General features: G+C 69.9%; 17 protein-coding genes. 4 read left to right on the forward strand and 13 right to left on the reverse strand.

What is annotated here, in order from left to right:
* Nucleotides 1-29: 29 nt before the first annotated feature.
* The 4 genes from rnr to AC1PK7_RS07685 all read left to right on the forward strand — a co-directional run bounded on the left by rnr (nucleotide 30) and on the right by AC1PK7_RS07685 (nucleotide 8,373).
* Nucleotides 30-2,468 (forward strand): ribonuclease R, encoded by a 2,439-nt coding sequence (gene rnr, locus AC1PK7_RS07670; protein WP_481100384.1) that lies wholly within the window; start codon nucleotides 30-32, stop codon nucleotides 2,466-2,468.
* Nucleotides 2,469-2,573: 105 nt separating this feature from the next.
* Entirely contained in the window at nucleotides 2,574-3,041 is a 468-nt protein-coding gene (locus tag AC1PK7_RS07675) for a GFA family protein (protein ID WP_481100385.1), read from the forward strand.
* Nucleotides 3,042-3,381: 340 nt separating this feature from the next.
* Nucleotides 3,382-4,128 carry a 23S rRNA (guanosine(2251)-2'-O)-methyltransferase RlmB gene (gene rlmB, locus AC1PK7_RS07680; protein WP_010343988.1) on the forward strand — a complete coding sequence of 249 codons (747 nt, stop codon included), beginning with the start codon at nucleotides 3,382-3,384 and terminating at the stop codon, nucleotides 4,126-4,128.
* Nucleotides 4,129-5,430: 1,302 nt separating this feature from the next.
* Nucleotides 5,431-8,373 carry a two-component regulator propeller domain-containing protein gene (locus tag AC1PK7_RS07685; protein ID WP_481100386.1) on the forward strand — a complete coding sequence of 981 codons (2,943 nt, stop codon included), beginning with the start codon at nucleotides 5,431-5,433 and terminating at the stop codon, nucleotides 8,371-8,373.
* A 147-nt stretch (nucleotides 8,374-8,520) separates the two neighbouring features.
* Here AC1PK7_RS07685 and AC1PK7_RS07690 read toward each other — a convergent pair whose 3' ends face one another.
* The 13 genes from AC1PK7_RS07690 to pstS form a co-directional block, all read right to left on the reverse strand.
* Entirely contained in the window at nucleotides 8,521-8,934 is a 414-nt protein-coding gene (locus AC1PK7_RS07690; protein WP_420009465.1) for a hypothetical protein, read from the reverse strand.
* Nucleotides 8,935-9,047: 113 nt separating this feature from the next.
* Nucleotides 9,048-9,452: a hypothetical protein gene (locus AC1PK7_RS07695; protein WP_420009466.1), complete on the reverse strand. Its 405-nt coding sequence runs from the start codon at nucleotides 9,450-9,452 to the stop codon at nucleotides 9,048-9,050.
* 39 nt (nucleotides 9,453-9,491) lie between these two features.
* The gene (locus AC1PK7_RS07700) at nucleotides 9,492-10,001 is read right to left on the reverse strand and encodes a hypothetical protein (protein ID WP_481100387.1); all 510 of its coding nucleotides are present in this window, start codon (nucleotides 9,999-10,001) and stop codon (nucleotides 9,492-9,494) included.
* A 94-nt stretch (nucleotides 10,002-10,095) separates the two neighbouring features.
* Entirely contained in the window at nucleotides 10,096-10,425 is a 330-nt protein-coding gene (locus AC1PK7_RS07705) for a low molecular weight protein tyrosine phosphatase family protein (protein WP_481100388.1), read from the reverse strand.
* A gap of 107 nt (nucleotides 10,426-10,532) precedes the next feature.
* On the reverse strand, nucleotides 10,533-11,186 hold the full coding sequence (gene rnt / locus AC1PK7_RS07710) for a ribonuclease T (RefSeq protein ID WP_010343983.1): 654 nt from the start codon (nucleotides 11,184-11,186) through the stop codon (nucleotides 10,533-10,535).
* Between the two features lie 41 nt (nucleotides 11,187-11,227).
* Nucleotides 11,228-11,974, reverse strand: coding sequence for an HvfC family RiPP maturation protein (locus tag AC1PK7_RS07715; protein WP_481100389.1), 747 nt, complete (start codon nucleotides 11,972-11,974; stop codon nucleotides 11,228-11,230).
* Nucleotides 11,971-12,837, reverse strand: a complete 867-nt coding sequence (locus AC1PK7_RS07720; RefSeq protein ID WP_481100390.1) for an HvfB family MNIO-type RiPP peptide maturase — start codon at nucleotides 12,835-12,837, stop codon at nucleotides 11,971-11,973. The genes AC1PK7_RS07715 and AC1PK7_RS07720 overlap by 4 nt, the downstream gene beginning before the upstream one ends.
* Nucleotides 12,824-13,222 (reverse strand): HvfA family oxazolone/thioamide-modified RiPP metallophore, encoded by a 399-nt coding sequence (locus tag AC1PK7_RS07725; RefSeq protein ID WP_481100391.1) that lies wholly within the window; start codon nucleotides 13,220-13,222, stop codon nucleotides 12,824-12,826. Before AC1PK7_RS07725 ends, AC1PK7_RS07720 begins: the two co-directional genes overlap by 14 nt.
* A 178-nt stretch (nucleotides 13,223-13,400) precedes the next feature.
* On the reverse strand, nucleotides 13,401-14,111 hold the full coding sequence (gene phoU / locus AC1PK7_RS07730; protein ID WP_420009472.1) for a phosphate signaling complex protein PhoU: 711 nt from the start codon (nucleotides 14,109-14,111) through the stop codon (nucleotides 13,401-13,403).
* Nucleotides 14,112-14,241: 130 nt separating this feature from the next.
* Nucleotides 14,242-15,069, reverse strand: a complete 828-nt coding sequence (gene pstB, locus AC1PK7_RS07735; RefSeq protein WP_010343978.1) for a phosphate ABC transporter ATP-binding protein PstB — start codon at nucleotides 15,067-15,069, stop codon at nucleotides 14,242-14,244.
* 19 nt (nucleotides 15,070-15,088) lie between these two features.
* The gene (gene pstA / locus AC1PK7_RS07740) at nucleotides 15,089-15,955 is read right to left on the reverse strand and encodes a phosphate ABC transporter permease PstA (RefSeq protein WP_010343977.1); all 867 of its coding nucleotides are present in this window, start codon (nucleotides 15,953-15,955) and stop codon (nucleotides 15,089-15,091) included.
* A 1-nt stretch (nucleotide 15,956) separates the two neighbouring features.
* Complete coding sequence (gene pstC, locus AC1PK7_RS07745) at nucleotides 15,957-16,931, reverse strand: phosphate ABC transporter permease subunit PstC (protein ID WP_010343976.1); 975 nt, start codon at nucleotides 16,929-16,931, stop codon at nucleotides 15,957-15,959.
* Between the two features lie 213 nt (nucleotides 16,932-17,144).
* Nucleotides 17,145-18,242: a phosphate ABC transporter substrate-binding protein PstS gene (gene pstS / locus AC1PK7_RS07750; RefSeq protein ID WP_420009473.1), complete on the reverse strand. Its 1,098-nt coding sequence runs from the start codon at nucleotides 18,240-18,242 to the stop codon at nucleotides 17,145-17,147.
* Nucleotides 18,243-18,271 lie beyond the last annotated feature (29 nt).

The raw sequence follows: 18,271 nt of genomic DNA on the forward strand, positions 1-18,271 counted from the left end.
GACCACCCTCATGGGAGTACCATGCCCGGATGACAACCCGCAAAAGCAAGTCCGGCAAGCCCGGCAAATCCGCCTCCAGCGACGCTTCCACCCCCGACACGCCGAAGAAATCGCGTCTGCCCGCCTGGATGCCCAGCTTCCTGCGCCGTGGCCCCAAGCCGCCGCTGCAACCGCTGCACCCGCCGTCCCCGCCGCGGGGTGGCACCCCTGAGACCGCACCCCCGGCCGCCGCGCCGATCCAGGACCCCTACGCCGCGCGCGAGGCCGAGCGCTATGCGCAGCCGATCGCCAGCCGCGAGGCGATCCTGCAGTTGCTCGAACGCTGCGACGGCCCGCAGACCCTGGACGAACTGGCCGAACAACTCGGCCTGACCGAGCCGACGCGCAAGGAAGCGCTGAGCAAGCGCCTGGGCGCGATGCTGCGCGAGGCGCAACTGGTGCAGAACCGCCGTGGCGGCTACGCGCCGCTGCAGCAGACCAACCTGATCCCCGGCGTGGTGATCGCCAATCCCGATGGCTTCGGCTTCCTGCGCCCGGACGAGGGCGGCGACGACCTGTTCCTGCCGCCGTACGAAATGCGCAAGGTGCTGCACGGCGACCGCGCGCTGGCCAATGTCACCGGCATCGACCGCCGCGGCCGCCGCGAAGGCAGCATCGCGCGCGTGCTCGAGCGCGGCCTGACCCGCATGATCGGTCGCTTCAGCCTGGAAGCGGGCATCGCCTTCGTGGTGCCCGACGACAAGCGCATCCAGCGCAACGTGCAGATCCCCGCCGACGCCGTCGGCGAGGCCCGCGACGGGCAACTGGTGGTGTGCGAACTCACCTCCGCGCCGGATGCGCGGCGGCCGCCGATCGGCAAAATCATCGCCGTGCTGGGCGACAAGCTGACCCCGTCGCTGCTGGTGGAAGCGGCGATTCACGGCCACGAGCTTCCCTACGAATTCCCGCAGGAGGTGCTGGACGAAGCCGCGGCGGTGCCGCTGACGGTGGAGCCGGCGGCGATCAAGGGCCGCGTGGACCTGCGGCAGACGCCGCTGGTGACCATCGACGGCGCCGACGCCAAGGACTTCGACGACGCGGTGTTCTGCGAGTCCAACGCCGACGGGTTCCGCCTGGTGGTGGCGATCGCCGACGTGTCGCACTACGTGCGTCCGGGCACGCCGCTGGATACCGAGGCGGTCAAGCGCGCGACCTCGGTGTATTTCCCCGGCTTCGTGGTGCCGATGCTGCCGGAGACGCTGTCCAACGGCATCTGTTCGCTCAACCCCAAGGTCGACCGCATGTGCTTCGTCTGCGACATGCAGATCGACCGCCAGGGCGAGGTGGCCGGTGCGCGCTTCTACGAGGCGGTGATGAACTCGCACGCGCGGCTCACCTACGAGCAGGTGTGGCAGGCGGTGGGCGAGAAGGACGAACAGGTGCGCAAGGACGTGGCGGCGGTGCTGCCGCAGCTGGAGCGGCTGCACCAGCTTTACCAGATCCTGGCCAAGGCGCGCGCGCGCCGCGGCGCCATCGAGTTCGAGTCCTCGGAAGTGCGCTTCGTGCTCGACAACACCGGCGAGGTGACCCAGGCCGGCATGCTGGTGCGCAACGACGCGCACAAGCTGATCGAGGAATGCATGATCGCCGCCAACGTGGCCGCGGCGCGCTACCTGCTGGAGACGCACATCCCGGCGCCGTTCCGCGTACACGAGCGGCCGCCGGAATCCAAGTACGCCGACCTGCTGGAGTTCCTCAAGGAGTTCAAGCTGAGCCTGCCGGCATGGAGCAAGGTGGTGCCGGGCGACTTCACCAAGCTGCTGAAGAAGGTGCGCGAGCGCCCGGATGCGGCGCTGCTGGAATCGGTGCTGCTGCGCAGCCAGAGCATGGCGGTGTACTCGCCCGACAACGCCGGCCACTTCGGCCTGGCGCTGGAGGCGTACGCGCACTTCACCTCGCCGATCCGCCGTTATCCGGACCTGCTGGTGCATCGCGCGATCAAGTACGCGCTGACCCGCGGCGCGCCGGACAAGTACCTGTACGCGCCGCGCGCGATGGCGGCGCTGGCGCTGCAGTGCTCCGAGCGCGAGCGCCGTGCCGACGAGGCTGAGCGCGAGGTCGACGAGCGTTACCGCGCCGCATGGATGGAAAAGCACGTCGGCGGGCAGTTCGACGGCGTGGTCAGCGGCGTGACCAGCTTCGGCCTGTTCGTCGAGCTGGACCAGTCCAAGGTCAACGGCCTGATCCACGTGACCCAGTTGCCGCAGGACTATTACCACTTCGACGCCACCCGCAAGACCCTGACCGGCGAGCGCCGCGGGCGCGAGTTCCGCCTGGGCGACCGCGTACGCATCCTGGTGCTGAAGGCGAGCATGGAGGAGCGCAAGATCGACTTCCGGCTGGTCGAGGAGGGCGGCCCGGCACACGACGAGCCTGCGCCGCCGCCGCCGCGTGGACAGCCGGCCAAGCGCAAGAAAAAGAAGTACTGACGGCGCAGCGTCGCGGCCGGCCGCCTGGCGGCCGCCGCGATCGCGCTTTCCTTGCGTCGTGCGGGGGCGACATCTGCGCGATGCGGTCCGCAGCGGAGAGCAGGCATGGAGCAGGAGTACAGCGGCGGTTGCCAATGCGGCGCGGTGCGCTTCCGGGTACGCGGGCGCCTGCACGACGCCTCGATCTGTCATTGCCGGATGTGCCAGAAGGCCTTCGGTGCCTACTACGCGCCACTGGTCTCGACCCGCGGCGCGGAACTGACCTGGACCCGTGGCACGCCCAGGCGCTTCGCCTCGTCCAACCTGGTGCAGCGCGGCTTCTGCGCCGACTGCGGCACGCCGTTGACCTACGAGGCCCCGGATGGCATCGCCATCGCCGCCGGCGCCTTCGACCATCCGGAGGCGCTGCCGCCGACCATCCAGTACGGCATCGAAGCGAAGCTGCCGTTCGTCGACGCCCTGCATCGCCTATCGGCGATCCGCACCGAAGGCGATCTGGCCGCCGCCTCGTTCCTGGCCGATGTCGTCTCGCGTCAGCATCCGGACCACGACACCGAGCGCTGGCCGGCGTGAGGCGCTATCGCCGGTGCCGACGTCGCGCGGAGCGTTGTCGGGAGATCGCTGGCGACCTTTGACAATCGGTCGCGCCAGGCAGCAGGCCGGGGTTCTCCAAGTCATCGCGTCGGGACTGAAGTCCCTCCCACAAGGCCGCGCCGCGACCTGTCTGGATGGCGTTGCATCGGCGACCCTGCGGCCGCGACAACATGCCGCGAGCCTCGCTGAAAGCAGGACGTCCCGGCCAAGCCGCTTCTGCCAATCCCGAATCCCGAATCCCCAATCCCGGCCCCTCAGGCATGACGCCAGCGGCCACAACCCCTACCATGCCCGCTTTCCTTTCGCGTAGTCCCGCCTCATGAGCAAGCAGAACCAGTGGATCGTCGGCGTCAATGCCGTGGCCTCGTCGATCGAGAACGACGCGGACAACGTGCGCGAGGTGCTGGTGGAGGCGGGCAGCAAGAATCCGCGCCTGCAGGAGATCGAAGAGAACGCACGGCGCAAGGGCATCGACGTGCGGCGGGTGAACACGCAGGCGCTGGATGGCGTCGGCGGCGCGGTACGCCATCAAGGCGTGGCTGCGCGCTACGCCGCGGCGCGGACCTGGTCGGAGAACGAGTTGGAAGGCCTGGTCAGCGCCGCCGAAGGCCGCGCCCTGCTGCTGGTGCTGGACGGTGTGCAAGACCCGCACAATCTCGGCGCCTGCCTGCGCAGTGCCGCCGCGGCCGGGGTGACGGCGGTGGTGATTCCCAAGGACAAGTCGGCGCCGGTCAACGCCACCGTGCGCAAGACCTCGGCCGGCGCCGCCGACCGCCTGCCGATCGTGGCGGTGACTAACCTCGCGCGCTGCCTGCGCGACCTGCAGAAGCAGGGCGTGTGGATCTACGGCCTGGCCGGCGAAGCCGAGACCTCGCTGTACGCGCAGGACCTGCGCGGCAACGTGGCGCTGGTGCTGGGCGGCGAGTCCGACGGCCTGCGCCGGCTGACCCGCGAGCATTGCGACGGCCTGGTCCGCATCCCGATGCCGGGCGAGATCGAGAGCCTCAACGTCTCGGTCGCCGCCGGCGTGACCCTGTTCGAGGCGGTACGGCAGCGCATGGGCTGAGCGCCCCTTCGAAACACCATAACCCCTCTCCCTACGGGAGAGGGGTTGGGGTGAGGGTCCGAGGGCGAAGCCCCTAGAGCATCAGGACGACACCAAGCTTTCGCGCTTCACCCTCAACCGCCGCTGCAATCGACGTTTCCCCAGGCTGCGCCCGCACCCTCATCCGCCCCTTCGGGGCACCTTCTCCCGAAGGGAGAAGGGAGGCGCGCGGCGCCTGGAGAGCCCCTCTCCCTCCGGGAGAGGGGTTGGGGTGAGGGTGCGGGGCGAAGCCCCTCGCGCATCCGGACGGCACCAAGCTTCGCCCCTTCTCCTCAGCGGTCGCCGCAATCGACTTTTCCCCAGGCTGCGCCCGCACCCTCATCCGCCCCTGCGGGGCACCTTCTCCCGGAGGGAGAAGGGAGGCGCGCGGCGCCTGGAGAGCCCCTCTCCCTCCGGGAGAGGGGTCGGGGTGAGGGTGCGGGGGCAAAACCCCTCGCGCATCAGGGCGACGCCCAGCTTCGCTCCTTCTCCTCAGCGGTTGCGGCAATCGACTTTTCCCCAGGCTGCGCCCGCACCCTCATCCGCCCCTTCGGGGCACCTTCTCCCGAAGGGAGAAGGGAGGCGCGCGGCGCCTGGAGAGCCCCTCTCCCTCCGGGAGAGGGGTCGGGGTGAGGGTGCGGGGGCGAAACCCCTCGCGCATCAGGGCGACGCCCAGCTTCGCTTCTTCTCCTCAGCGGTTGCGGCAATCGACTTTTCTCCAGGCTTCGCCCGTACCCTCATCCGCCCCTGCGGGGCACCTTCTCCCGGAGGGAGAAGGGAGGCGCGCGGCGCCTGGAGAGCCCCTCTCCCTCCGGGAGAGGGGTCGGGGTGAGGGTGCGGGGGCAAAACCCCTCGCGCATCAGGGCGACGCCCAGCTTCGCTCCTTCTCCTCAGCGGTTGCGGCAATCGACTTTTCCCCAGGCTTCGCCCGTACCCTCATCCGCCCCTTCGGGGCACCTTCTCCCGAAGGGAGAAGGGAGGCGCTGCGCTTGCACGGGCCAGCCCGGCTTAACCGTCGCGCAATCTTCACGCGTTCTTTTTCGGCGGCCTGCTAGCGCCTGCACCCGCAGCGCCACGTTTTTGCCTACCATGGGCGCTCGTCCCGTGTTCTGTTCCGGTAATGAGTCTGCGTCGCCCCCGTCCCCTTGACGCTGGCCCCCCGCGCCAGGGTCCTGTCGCGCCCCGCCTGCGTCGGATCGGGTCGGGACAGTGAACGTCGCCAGGGGGAGGGGGGAAGCGGCGCTCGCACGCGACCGCGGGCGCGCGTGGCCGCCTGCATGGCAGGTGTTGCTGATCCTGGTGCTGGTGCTGGGCGTGGCGTGGCGCGCGGTCGCCGCCGACGGTGCCGCTGATGGGGTGCCCCCGCTGCGCGACTACGCCGTCGATTCCTGGACCTCGCGCAACGGCTTGCCGCACAACTCCTTGCGCGATCTGGCGCAGACCCCGGATGGCCGCCTGTGGTTCGCCACCTGGGAAGGACTGGTGCGCTACAACGGCCTGGACTTCACCGTCATCGACCGCAGCACCCGCCCGGGCCTGCCCGACAACGGGGTCGGCTCGCTGTACGTGGACCGCGCCGGCGCACTCTGGCTCAGCGATTCGCGCGGCAATCTCGGCCGCCACGATCCCGCCGGCCACTGGCGGTTCTGGCGACAGCCGCCGGGCTGGCCGCATGCGCTGATCCACGCGATGACCCAGGACCGCGACGGCCGCATGTGGCTGCTGTTCGAAGGCAACGGCCTGGGCTGCCTGTGGCCGGACGGCCGTTTCGATTACCAGCCGGCGCCGCGCGACCTGCCGTTGGCGGCGAGCTTCCCGCACCTGGCCGCAGACGACCAGGGGCGGATCTGGATCGGCAGTCTCGACGGTCTGCTGTACCGCGACCCGCAAGGCGTGCTGCGGCGCGCGCCGGCCGCGTTCGGTTTGCCGCCCGGGCTGGCCTGGCCGTATCGGGCGCCGGACGGTTCGCTGTGGCTGGTGGCGGGAGAGAACCTGTACCAAGTGCAGGGCGAGCGCGCCGTGCTGGTGCAGCACCTGCCGGGCTACGGCCATTTCACGTCGATGCTGCGCGATCGCGATGGCGCGATCTGGCTCGGCACCGAGAACCAGGGGTTGCTGCGGATCAGTGCGCATGGCATCGAGCGCATGCTGCCGGGCGACGTGCTGCCCAACGGGCGCATCGTCAGCCTGCTGCAGGATGCCGAGGGCAGCATCTGGATCGGCGCCAACGGCGGCCTGTTCCGCCTGCGCGAGACCCTGTTCGCCGGCTACACCCGCCGCGACGGACTCAGCGGCGACTACGTGCGCGCGCTGCTGGAGACGCCGGACGGCGCGCTGTGGATCGGCAGCGCCGCCGGGCTGGACCGGATGGCGCCGGACGGCCGCATCGCCCCGGTCGCGCTGCACGATGCGCCCTCGGTGCTGAGCCTGGCGCGCGGCAGCGACGGCGACCTGTGGATGGGCACTTATGCCGACGGCGTGTTCCGCCTGCGCGATGGTCGGGTCGTGCGCCACTACGGAACCAACGAGGGCTTGCCCAGCGGGCAGGTGCGTGCGCTCAGCGTCGATGCCGCCGGGACGGTCTGGATCGGCACCCGCAGCGGGGTGATGCGCATCGACGGCGACCGGCTGTCGGCGCCGGACGTGCCCGGCCTGCCGCACGGCCTGATCACCGCGCTGGCCAGTGTCGACGGCGCGCTGTGGATCGGTTCGGTGGAAGGCGCGGCGGTGCTGCGCGACGGCCGGGTGCGGACGCTGGCGCTGGAGCCGCTGGGCGGCGCGCGCACCGTGTTCGGGTTCCAGGCCTTGGGCCGCGACATGTGGATCTCCACCGATCGCGGCCTGCACCGCGACCGCGATGGTCAGTTGGCGCGGGTGGGGCTGGAGCAGGGCATGCCGGTGGACACGGTGTTCCAACTGGTCCGCGACCGCCTCGGCAACGTCTGGATCAGCAGCAACCGCGGCGTGCTGCGCACCACCGCGGCGGCGCTGGACGCGGTCGCCGACGGCCGCCAGGCGCGGCTGCAGGTGAGCCGTTACGACGAGATCGACGGCATGTCCAACGCGCAGGGCAACGGCAGCTCCGGGCCGTCGATGATCCTGCGCCACGACGGCACGGTGTGGCTGGTCACCGCCGGCGGCGTCAGCATGGTCGACCCGCGGCGCCTGGCCCGCTTTCGCGATCGCCTGCCACCGCCGGCGGCGATCGAGAGCGTGTTGCTGGACGGCCAGCCCTTCCCGTGGCAGACCAGGACGGAACTTCCTGGCGCCAAGCGCATCAGCGTCTCCTATGTCGGCCTGAGCTATCTGCTGCCCGAGCGTATCCGCTACCGCACCCGCCTCGACGGCCTGGACAGCGGGTGGATCGACCGCGGCAACCAGCGCAGCGTGGAGTTCATCGGCCTGCCGCCGGGCGACTACACCCTGCACGTGGCCGCGGCGCATCCGGATGGCGCCTGGAGCACCCGCGAGGCCGTATGGCGCTTCAGCGTGGCGCCGCTGTGGTGGCAGCGGCACAGCGTGCATGCGGCGGCCGTGGCGGTGCTGGTGCTGGCATTGGTGCTGCTGTACCGCTACCTGATCGCGCGCTACAAGCGGCGCGCGCTGCGCCTGGAGCGGCTGGTGGAGCGGCGCACCAGCGCGCTGCGGCTGCAGACCGAGCGCCTGCTGCAGGCCGATGCCGAAAAGAGCCAGTTGCTGGCGGAACTGCAGCGCCAGGCGACCGCCTTCGAGCGGTTGGCGCACGAGGATGCATTGACCGGCTTGCCGAACCGGCGGCACTTCGACGAGGTGCTGGAGCGCAGCATGCAGCGCGCGCAGCGCAGCGGCGCGCCGTTGTGCCTGCTGGTGATGGACATCGACCGCTTCAAGCAGATCAACGACGGCTACTCGCATGCCACCGGCGATGCGGTGCTGCGCGAGGTCGGACAACTGCTGCTGGGCGCCTGCCGCACCACCGACCTGCCGGCGCGCCTGGGCGGCGAAGAATTCGCGATCCTGCTCGGCGACACCCCGCTGGCCGAGGCCGAGCGCCTGGCCACGCGCCTGCGCGACCTGTTCCATGCGCGCCTGCAGTGGGCGCCCGAGGCGCCGGCGCTGCGCGTCACCTTCAGCGGCGGCCTGGTCGCGCTGCGCGCGGACGAGACGCCGAGCCAGTGGCTGGAGCGCGCCGACGGGGCGCTTTACCGCGCCAAGGGGCTGGGGCGCGATCGGGTGTGCGTGGGCTGAGGTTGTTGTCGTGCATTCCCGTCGCGTGCGGACACTGCGCGTCGATGGCCAATCTGTCCGATAGGCCCTGGGAGGGCGAGCAAGCCGTTCGCCGTCGCAGAGAGGCGCCGTCCGTTGTCGACTGCCTGCGCCGATGTCGCCGGGCGCTTACTGGATCAGACGATGGCGATAGACGAACAGGACAAGGCGATGAAACAGCGTGGCTGATCGCGTTCTGCCGCCGAGCGGCAGGCACGCTGCCGACACGATGATGGCCGCCAAGGTAACCAGGAGCAGCGCAGGAAAGACGAAGACCGCCGAGAGCATCGACCAGCCTGTCATCATGAATCCCGTGACGAACAGAAGACCTTGCGTGAACGAGAGCGAGGGGCCGGAACACTGGCGATGGCACAACAGCAGAAGCGACAGCAGCACGCCCATCGCGCCCAGCGCCAGGGGCCAGGCATTCGGACTTCGGGAGTGCCAGGGCGTCATCAGCAGCAACGGCGCGGCCAGAAACACGCCGATGAAGATGGCGAAGTAGAACATCGTGAACAGCCCGAAGCCGGAATGCTTGCTCATAGGACGACTGGATCGTTGGAGGAGACTTCGGACGATGGAGCGCTGAAGGGCATAGTGTGAGGCCAAAGCGTGTCGCCTGCTCGACCGCGAAGCCGGGGGCCTGCCTGGCCAGCTCAGTGCGCCCGCTGGTCGTCCCCCAACGCTGGCGGCAGTGCTGCGGCCTCACGGATGTCCGGATGCGCCGCGCACAACGACACCGCCAGGCCATCACGAAACGCCGGATCCGCAAAGATCAGCCGCGAGCTGCGTGACCAGTAGCGGCTCCCGTCGGGCAGCGTGGGATCTTCCAGCGCCTCCCGGATCGCGGCGACGGCGTCGCTGCGGTCGCAGGCATGGAACACGTCCTCGACCAGCGGATAGACGCCCCAGCCATCGCCGGCGCCGAAGGCCCGCAGGAACAGCGGGAGCGCGGCGCGATCGGGAGCGGCGACAAACAGCCGTCTCGCCGCATCATAGGCGTCGATCAGGTCCTGTCTGAGCTTGTCGTCGTCGGGCAGCGGTTGATGCGCGCGCAGCAAGCTCAGGGCGTTGGCTTTTTCACGGGTGCGCGTTCGGTGTCACGGCTCGCCATGATGCGCGTTCTCGTGCGCTGGCGTAGCGCCTGCTCCCGACGTTGCGTCGGTGCCGTGGCGTAGTTGTTGTGCAAGGACGAAGACGACCGCCAGAGCGAACAGATTCAGTCCGAAGAACGTCGCGGTCTCCGATGGGAACAGGGTGAACGCGAAGCGGCTGCCGAGCAGGAAGTTCGCGCCGAACTGGAACGGCGCGAACTGCACACCGGCGGTGAAGTGAAAGCCGCAGTTGAATACGTAGCTGACCAGGGGCGTGCCGAAGGTCGGCACCTGCGCCAGCCAGAACGCCAGATTGGCGCGCACTGCATTGCGGCGACCTTCCAGCAATTGCGTGCCGCAGTGGATGCCCCAGGCATAGAGCGCGACGAACGCGGCGCAAATGATCCAATCGGCCGGCTGTCGCAGGTTCGGAAACTGGCTGACGATGGCGATGATGCCCACGCCGGCTCCGCCAATATCCAGAATGCCGATGCTTCGGCGCTTCCATGCTTGCATGAGGCGGTCGTCCTGGGACAGGCGCCTTGGCCGGCGCGGCGGCGAGCGTAGCACGTGTGCCGGCGTGTCTCGGAAGGGCGATCGAGGACCAGGATCAGCGCGACAGGTGCCGCGCTACCTTCGTGGTCAGCAGCTGCACCAGCGCCGGATCCATGTAGCCGTAGTCGTCGGGGATGTCGAGGCAGACGATACGTGCGCGGCCGAGGTGGCGCTTGAAACGGCGCGACAGTTTGGCGCGATGCATCGGTTCCATCACGAAGACCACGTCCGCCCACTCCAGCAATTCCGGGGTGACCGGGGTGTCCGCGTCGTGGTCGACGCCGGCCGAGGCGGTTTCCACGCCGGGCCAGGTGGCGAACACCTGTTCGGCGGTGGGGCTGCGCAGCCGGTTGCGGCTGCAGACGAACAGCAGGTGGCGGGTCATGCGCGCCGCTGCCGGCGAGTGCGCGGCGCTACCACGGGTGGTTCGGCCGCAATGCCGCCATGTCAACACGACGGCGGCGCGTGCGTGTCGTGCAATACATGCGGCGGCTAGGGCGCCACGCCGACCTGCGGCGCCGGCCAGGCGTTGGCGATCTTGCAGAACAGGCGCGCGGTCTGCTCCGTGTCGTAGACCGCGCTGTGCGCGTCGGCGGCGTTCCAGTCGAAGCCGGCGGCCTGCACCGCGCGCGCCAGCACGGTCTGGCCGTAGGCGATGCCGGCCAGGGTGACGGTGTCGAACACGCTGAAGGGATGGAACGGGTTGCGCTTGTGGCCGCAGCGGGCGACCGTGGCGTTGAGGAAGTTGAGGTCGAAATGGGCGTTGTGGCCGACCAGGATGGCGCGCTGGCACCCGTACTTCTTCACCGCCGCGCGCACCGGCGCGAACACGTGGTCCAGCGCCTCGCGCTCGGGTTTGGCGAAGCGGAACGGGTGGTCCAGGACGATGCCGGTGACCTCCAGCGACTTCGGGTCGATCAGGGTGCCGGGCGCCGGCACCACGTGCGCGCTGGCGGTGACGCCGGGATAGAGCTGGCCGAAATCGTCCATCTCGATCGGCACCACCGCGATCTCCAGCAGCGCATGCTTGTTCCAGTCGAAACCGCCGGTTTCCACGTCCACCACCACCGGCAGGTAGCCGCGGAAACGCCGCGACATCGGGGTGATGACCAGGGGTTGCGAGGGGCTGTCGACCGAATCGTTCATCCGCCAAGGTTAGCAGAGCGCGGCCGCCGGCCGCCGCGGCCTTACGCAGGCAGGCGTGTACCGAGCACGCTGCCTTGCGCGCGCAGCCGTTCCAGCAGGGCCGCGCCCTCGTGCAGCAGGGCGTCCGGCGCAAGGCCGTGCGCGGCGGCCAGTTCCAGCAGCCGCGCCCGCCCGCTGCGCGTGCCCGGCTGCAGCGCCGCCAGCACGGCGTAGGCCAGCGGCGCCAGTTCGGCGAAGCGGACCTGGCCGTCGAGCTCGCGCCGCGCCAGCAGGCAGGTCGGCTGCGCCGGGGCCGTGTCCGGCTGCCAGGCCGGGCCGATGCGCTGCACCGGCCAGCGGTAGCGCAGCAGCCGCAGCCACGGCGACAGCAACGGGATGCCGTCGAGCAGGTCGCCGCGCGGATCGTGCGGCGGCAGCACGGCGTCGTCGATCTGGACCTGCAGTTCCACGGTTTCGTAGTGCGCCAGTTCGGCCAGCCAGGGCCGCTGCGGATCGGCTGCGCGCTGCTGCAGGAACGCCACCAGTTCCTCGCCCAGGCGCGGGAACAGCGGCGTGCGGGCGCTGTGCTCGGCGCAGAACGCGCGCAGCAGCGCCGTCCAGTCGGCGTCGCCAAGGGTGGCGCGCAGCACCGGGAACTGGCCGCTCAGCAGCTGCGCCAGGTTGTCGAAGAACAGGGCGCGATACACCGCCAGGCGCTGCGGCGGGATGTCCGCCGGCGCCGGGTAGCGCTGCGGATCGCGCAGGTGCCGGGTCAGGGCGAATTGCTGCGCGCGCAGGGTCTCGCTCATGCGCCGCGCGACTGCGACTGCGCCTGCGCGGCGCGGATGCACTGCACCTCGTCCAGCAATTCGCGCAGCGGCGGGAACTGGCCGTCGCGCTCGAGCACGGTGGGGCGCACGCCGTGCAGGCGGTAGGCGGCGGCGAGCAGGTCCCACACCGGGGCGGCCACCGGCGCGGCGTGGGTGTCGATCTTCAGCCCGCTGGCGGCATCGTCGCGGTGGCCGGCGACGTGGTACGAGGCGATGCGCGCGCTGGGCATGGCGGCGAGGAAGGCCTGCGCGTCGTCGCCATGGTTGCTGGCGTTGACGTGCACGTTGTTGACGTCCAGCAGCAGGTCGCAATCGGCCTCGTCCAGCACTGCGGCCACGAACGCGGCTTCGCTCATCGCCTGGCCCGGGGCGGCGTAGTAGGAGACGTTCTCCACCGCGATGCGCCGGCCCAGAATGTCCTGCACCTGCGCGATGCGCGCGCCGACGTGGCGCACGGCCTCGTCGGTGAACGGCAGCGGCAGCAGTTCGTAGAGGTGGCCGTCGTCGGCGCTGTAGCTGAGGTGTTCGCTGTACAGCGCGACCCGGTGCCGGTCGAGGAACTGGCGGGTCTGCTGCAGCAGGGTGGTGTCCAGCGCGGCCACGCCGCCCAGCGACAAGGACAAACCGTGGCAGCTGAGCGGATGGCGCGCGCTCAACGCCTGCAGCAATTCGCCGGGGCGGCAGCCGACGCCGATCCAGTTGTCCGGCGCGCATTCGAGGAAGTCGAACGCATCCGCCGGCGCCTGCAGCAGGTCCTGCAGCAGGCCGCGACGCAGTCCGAGGCCGGCACTGGCCGCGGCCAGCGGCCGGGCGTCATACCGGGGTGGTTCAGAGGCTGCCACCGCATTTGCCCTCGCCGCACTTGCCTTCGGCCATGGCCTTGTCGTCGTGCTTGGCCTCGGGCGTGGCGGCGGCGTCGGCCGCCGCGGGCTTGGCCGGCGTCGCCACCGGGGCGTGCGCACCGCAGCTGCCGTCGCCGGCCTTGGCGCCGCAGCCACCTTCGCTGGCCTTGGCCGGGTCGGTGGCCTGCCCGGTGTGCGCCGTCGGCGCGGGCGCCGGCGTTGCCGGGGTGGATCCGGCGTCTTGCGGCGGGGGCACGGCGGCCTGTGCGCCCAGCGCATAGCCCTGGGCGAGGTCGGTCATGGCCAGGGCGGAGGTGGACAGGCCGATCCCGCCGAGCAGGACCGCACCGACGAGGACAGAAGACGAACGGGACGCGTTGGACATGCGCAGGCTCCTGGCGATGGGCGGACGCCGGCCGTGGTGGCCGGCGGTGCGCCAAGCCTACTCGCTGGCGCACGGCGCTGCATGCGGCAGTGCGTGGCGACAAAAAAGGCTCCGCTGCGTACGGAGCCCGGGGTGCCGCGACAGCGGAACGGCGCAGCGCCGCTCCGCAGGGCAGGGGTCAGATGCCGCTGGTGGAGCTGGTTTCGTCGCGCTTGTCCCGCGGCGGCAACGGCTGGTCGCCATGCACCAGGAACCACACGTTCTCGGCGATGTTGGTGGCGTGGTCGCCGATCCGCTCCAGGTTCTTGGCCATGAACAGCAGATGCGTGCACGGGGTGATGTTGCGCGGGTCTTCCATCATGTAGGTCAGCAACTCGCGGAACAGCGCGGTGTACTGCGCATCGAGCTGCGCATCGCCCTGGCGCACCAGCAGGGCAGCGTCGGCGTCGTTGTGCTGGTAGGCGGCCAGCGCGGCGCGTACCTGCTGGGCGGCGAGCTTGCCGAGCTGGCGCAGGCCCAGGGTCTGCGGCATCGGCGGCGACATGTTCAGCGCGATCGAGCGCTTGGCCACGTTGGCGGCGTAGTCGCCGATGCGTTCGACGTCGGCGGGGATGCGCAGGCCGGCGAGGATCTCGCGCAGGTCGCGCGCCATCGGCCCGCGCAGCGCCAGGCGCATCACGTCGTGGCTGATGGAGTGTTCGAGCGCGTCGATCGCTTCGTCGTTGACGACGATGCGCAGCGCGGCGTTGTCGTCGCGGCGTTCGACCACGTCCAGTGCCGCCTCCAACTGCGCCACCGCGGTTTCGCCCATGCGCACGATCTCGGCGGCGAGGCGATGCTGTTCTTCGTCGTAGCTCTTCACGATGTGCTCGTTGGGCTGAGTGTTCATGTCGTAGGTCCAATAAGTGCGTTGGTGTCGCCGCGGCCATGCCTGGCGCTGCGGTGCTGGCGTCGCCGGGCGCCCGCCCGAAGGGCGACGGGCGCAGCCGCTGCGGCGAGGCAGCGGCGGCCGCGGCGGCTCAGCCGAAACGGCCGGTGATGTAGTCTTCGGTCTGCTGCTTGTTCGGCTGCGAGAAGATGATTTCGGTGCGGTCGTGTTCGATCAGGTCGCCCAGGTACATGAAGGCGGTGTAGTCGGACACGCGCGCGGCCTGCTGCATGTTGTGGGTGACGATGACGATGGTGTAGTCGTTCTTCAGCTCTTCCACCAGTTGCTCGATGCGGCTGGTGGAGATCGGGTCCAGCGCCGAGGTCGGCTCGTCGAGCAGCAGCACGTCGGGGCGCAGCGCCACGGCGCGGGCGATGCACAGGCGCTGCTGCTGGCCGCCGGACAGGCCCAGCGCGCTCTGCCCGAGCTTGTCCTTGACCTCGTCCCACAGCGCGCCCTGGCGCAGCGCCTGCTCGACGCGGTCGGCCATGTCGGCCTTGGACAGTTTCTCGTGGTGGCGGATGCCGTAGGCGACGTTCTCGAAGATGGTCATCGGGAACGGCACCGGCTTCTGGAACACCATGCCGACCTTGCTGCGCAGGCGGTTCATCGGGTACTTCGGCGAGAGGATGTTCTCGCCGTCCAGCAGCACCTCGCCGCGCGCTTCCAGCTTCGGGTACAGCGCGTAGATGCGGTTGAAGATGCGCAGCAGGGTGGACTTGCCGCAGCCGGAGGGGCCGATCAGCGCGGTGACGCGCTTTTCCGGCACTTCCAGGTTGATGCCCTTCAGCGCGTGGTACTTGTCGTAGTAGAAGTCCAGGCCGCGCGCGGCGATCTTGACCGGCGACGGCGCCAGCGCGGTGTGCCCGTTGGGCATGGCGATGCGGTGCATCGGTGCGGCGTTGTGGTGATCGTTCATGGCCGGGTCCATAGGGGATTCAATCGTTGGAGATCTTGTTGCGCACCAGCAGGGCGCGCGCGCCGAGGCTGACCAGCAGGACGAACACCGTCAGCACCAGCGCGCCGGACCAGGCCAGCAACTGCCAGCTCGGGTAGGGGCTGCCGGCGAAGGAGTTCATCACCACCGGCACGCTGGCCATCGGTTGGAAGATGTTGTTGTTCCAGTACTGGTTGCCGAAGGCGGTGAACAGCAGCGGCGCGGTCTCGCCGCTGATGCGCGCCAGCGCCAGCATCACGCCGGTGACGATGCCGGCCGAGGCGCTGCGGTACAGCACCTGCATGGTCACCTTCCACTGCGGGATGCCCAGCGACAGCGCCGCCTCGCGCATCTGTGCCGGCACCAGCCGCAGCATCTCGTCGGTGGTGCGGACCACCACCGGCAGCACGATGAAGGCCAGCGACAGCGCACCGGCCATCGCCGAGAAGCGGCCGCCGGTCTGCATCACGTACAGGGTGTAGACGAACAGGCCGAGCACGATCGACGGCGCCGACAGCAGGATGTCGTTGACGAAGCGCACCACCTGGCCGGTCTTGCGCGCGTTGCCGTATTCGGCCAGCCAGGTGCCGGCGGCCACGCCGAGCGGGGTGCCGATCAGCAGCGCCAGGCCGCACATCACCGCACTGCCGAAGAACGCGTTGGCCAGGCCGCCTTCTTCGCCCGGCGGCGGGGTCATGCGGGTGAACAGGTCCAGGTTGATGCCGGAGATGCCCTTGGCCACCAGGGTCCACAGGATCCAGGCCAGGAACACCAGCCCGAACAGCGCGGTCAGGCAGGACAGGGTGAGCGCCACGGCGTTGACCACGCGGCGGCGGTTGTACAGGCGGTGGGCGACGTCGGCGGCCATCTCAGTTGCCCTCCTTGCGCGAGAGTTGCGCCAGCATCAGGCGGGCGATCGCCAGCACGATGAAGGTCACGATGAACAGGACGAAGCCCAGCAGCAGCAGCGCCGAGCGGTAGGTCTCGGTCGCCTCGCCGAAGTCGTTGGCGATCAGCGCGGCGATGGTGGTGCCCGGCTCCAGCAGCGAGGGCGACAGGCGCACCGTGTTGCCGACCACGAAGGCCACCGCCATGGTCTCGCCGAGCGCGCGGCCCAGGCCCAGGAAGATGCCGCCGATCACCGCCGAGCGGGTGTAGGGCAGCACGATGTCCCAGCTCACTTCCCAGCGCGTGGAGCCGAGCGCGTAGGCCGATTCCTTGAGCCGGGTCGGCACGGTCAGGAACACCTCGCGCATCACCGAGGAGATGAAGGGGATCACCATGATCGCCAGCACGAAGCCGGCGGTGAGCAGGCCGATGCCCAGCGGCGGGCCCTGGAACATCGGGCCGATCAGCGGCAGCGTGCCGAGGTGGTCGTTGAGCCAGGGCGTGACGTACTCGGTCATCATCGGCACCAGCACGAACAGGCCCCACATGCCGTAGATGATCGAGGGAATGCCGGCCAGCAGTTCGATCGCGGTGCCCACCGGCCCGCGCAGCCAGCGCGGCGCCACTTCGGTCAGGAAGAAGGCGATGCCGAAGCTGACCGGTACCGCGATCAGCATCGCGATCAACGCGGTCACCAGGGTGCCGTAGATCGGCGCCAGCGCGCCGTACTTGTTCTCGACCGGGTTCCATTCGCTGGAGTAGAAGAAGCTCAGGCCCTGCAACTGCAGGGCATGGCGGCCGCCCCACAGCATCGACAGCGCGGCGCTGCCCAGGGCGACGAGCACGAACACGACGGTGGCAGTGAGGATCCAGCGGAACACTCGGTCGGCGCGGGCGTCACGCAGGTCGCGTCCGCGTGGCGCCGACATCGCTTCGGGAAGGACAGTGCTGTTCATGGGCTCGGTCGTCGCCGGAGCGCGCGACTGCGCGCTCCGATCGTGGCCGCGGCGCGGTGAGGCGCGCGCGGTGGGTGGTTGCATCGCTCCCGCACAGGCGGGAACCCGAAAATCCGGATCAGAAGGTGCCGAGACGGCGACCGGCGGCGCCTGGAGCGCACCGCCGGTCGCCGGGTGCCGCCGCGGTGCGCGCAGGACGCACCGCGTTGGCGCTTACTTGAATTCCTTGCTCCAGTAGGACTCGATCTGCTGCACCAGTTCCGGCGGCAGCGGCACGTAGTGCAGGGCGTCGGCCTGCGGCTGGCCCTTCTCGAAGGCCCACTTGAAGAAGTCCAGGGTCGCCTTGCTGCGCGCCGGGTCCTTGGCCTGCTTGTGCATCAGCATGAAGTTGGTGGCGGTGATCGGCCAGGCCTGCGCGCCCGTGGCGTTGGTGATGACCAGGTTGAAGTCCTTGGCGTTGGCCCAGTCGGCCGACGCGGCGGCCGCGGCGAAGCTCTCCGCATTGGGCTGCACCCAGTTGCCGGCGGCGTTCTGCATCGACGCGTACGGCATCTTGTTCTGCAGCGCGTAGGCCAGTTCGACGTAGCCGATCGAGCCCTTGATCTGCTGCACGTACGAAGCCACGCCTTCATTGCCCTTGCCGCCGACGCCGCCCGGCCACTGCACCGAGGTGCCTTCGCCGACCTTGCCCTTCCACTCCGGGCTGACCTTGGACAGGTAGTTGGTGAAGTTGAAGCTGGTGCCCGAGCCGTCGGAGCGGTGCACCAGGTTGATCTTGGTGTCGGGCAGGGTCACGCCCGGGTTCAGCGCGGTCAGCGCCGGGTCGTTCCACTTGCTGATCTTGCCCAGGAAGATGTCGGCCAGCACCGGGCCGGTCAGGCGCAGCTTGCCAGCGTCCATGCCGTCCAGGTTGACCACCGGCACCACCCCCCCAATCGCCGAGGGGAACTGGCCGAGGCCGGCCGCGGCCAGTTCGGCGCTGTCCAGCGGCTTGTCGGAGGAGCCGAAATCGACCGTGCCGGCCTTGATCTGGGCGATGCCGCCGCCGGAGCCGATCGACTGGTAGTTGATCTTGTTGCCGGTGGCCGCGTTGTAGTCGGCCGACCACTTGGAGATCAGCGGATAGATGAAGGAAGCGCCCGCACCGGAAATCTCGGCCGCGGTCTTGGCGCCGGATGCCGGAGCGGCAGCGGGCGACCCGCCCGCCGCGTCGGCGGCACCCTGCTTGTCGCCGTTGCCGGGCTGGCAGGCGGTGACGGCGAAGGCCAGGGCGAGGGACAGGACGGCAATGCGCGCCGGCTGCAGTTTCATGGGGGTCACTCCGTAGCGAAGAGCGCCGG

Source organism: Xanthomonas sp. NCPPB 3174 (assembly GCF_056725205.1).

What these genes read in the sequence shown, in the direction of transcription:
- rnr (WP_481100384.1), top strand. Translation starts at nt 30, where the DNA reads ATGACAACCCGCAAAAGCAAGTCCGGCAAGCCCGGCAAATCCGCCTCC.
- phoU (WP_420009472.1), bottom strand. Translation starts at nt 14,111, where the DNA reads ATGAACACTCAGCCCAACGAGCACATCGTGAAGAGCTACGACGAAGAA.
- pstC (WP_010343976.1), bottom strand. Translation starts at nt 16,931, where the DNA reads ATGAACAGCACTGTCCTTCCCGAAGCGATGTCGGCGCCACGCGGACGC.
- AC1PK7_RS07675 (WP_481100385.1), top strand. Translation starts at nt 2,574, where the DNA reads ATGGAGCAGGAGTACAGCGGCGGTTGCCAATGCGGCGCGGTGCGCTTC.
- AC1PK7_RS07725 (WP_481100391.1), bottom strand. Translation starts at nt 13,222, where the DNA reads ATGTCCAACGCGTCCCGTTCGTCTTCTGTCCTCGTCGGTGCGGTCCTG.
- AC1PK7_RS07700 (WP_481100387.1), bottom strand. Translation starts at nt 10,001, where the DNA reads ATGCAAGCATGGAAGCGCCGAAGCATCGGCATTCTGGATATTGGCGGA.
- pstS (WP_420009473.1), bottom strand. Translation starts at nt 18,242, where the DNA reads ATGAAACTGCAGCCGGCGCGCATTGCCGTCCTGTCCCTCGCCCTGGCC.
- pstA (WP_010343977.1), bottom strand. Translation starts at nt 15,955, where the DNA reads ATGGCCGCCGACGTCGCCCACCGCCTGTACAACCGCCGCCGCGTGGTC.
- AC1PK7_RS07715 (WP_481100389.1), bottom strand. Translation starts at nt 11,974, where the DNA reads ATGAGCGAGACCCTGCGCGCGCAGCAATTCGCCCTGACCCGGCACCTG.
- rlmB (WP_010343988.1), top strand. Translation starts at nt 3,382, where the DNA reads ATGAGCAAGCAGAACCAGTGGATCGTCGGCGTCAATGCCGTGGCCTCG.
- pstB (WP_010343978.1), bottom strand. Translation starts at nt 15,069, where the DNA reads ATGAACGATCACCACAACGCCGCACCGATGCACCGCATCGCCATGCCC.
- AC1PK7_RS07705 (WP_481100388.1), bottom strand. Translation starts at nt 10,425, where the DNA reads ATGACCCGCCACCTGCTGTTCGTCTGCAGCCGCAACCGGCTGCGCAGC.
- rnt (WP_010343983.1), bottom strand. Translation starts at nt 11,186, where the DNA reads ATGAACGATTCGGTCGACAGCCCCTCGCAACCCCTGGTCATCACCCCG.
- AC1PK7_RS07690 (WP_420009465.1), bottom strand. Translation starts at nt 8,934, where the DNA reads ATGAGCAAGCATTCCGGCTTCGGGCTGTTCACGATGTTCTACTTCGCC.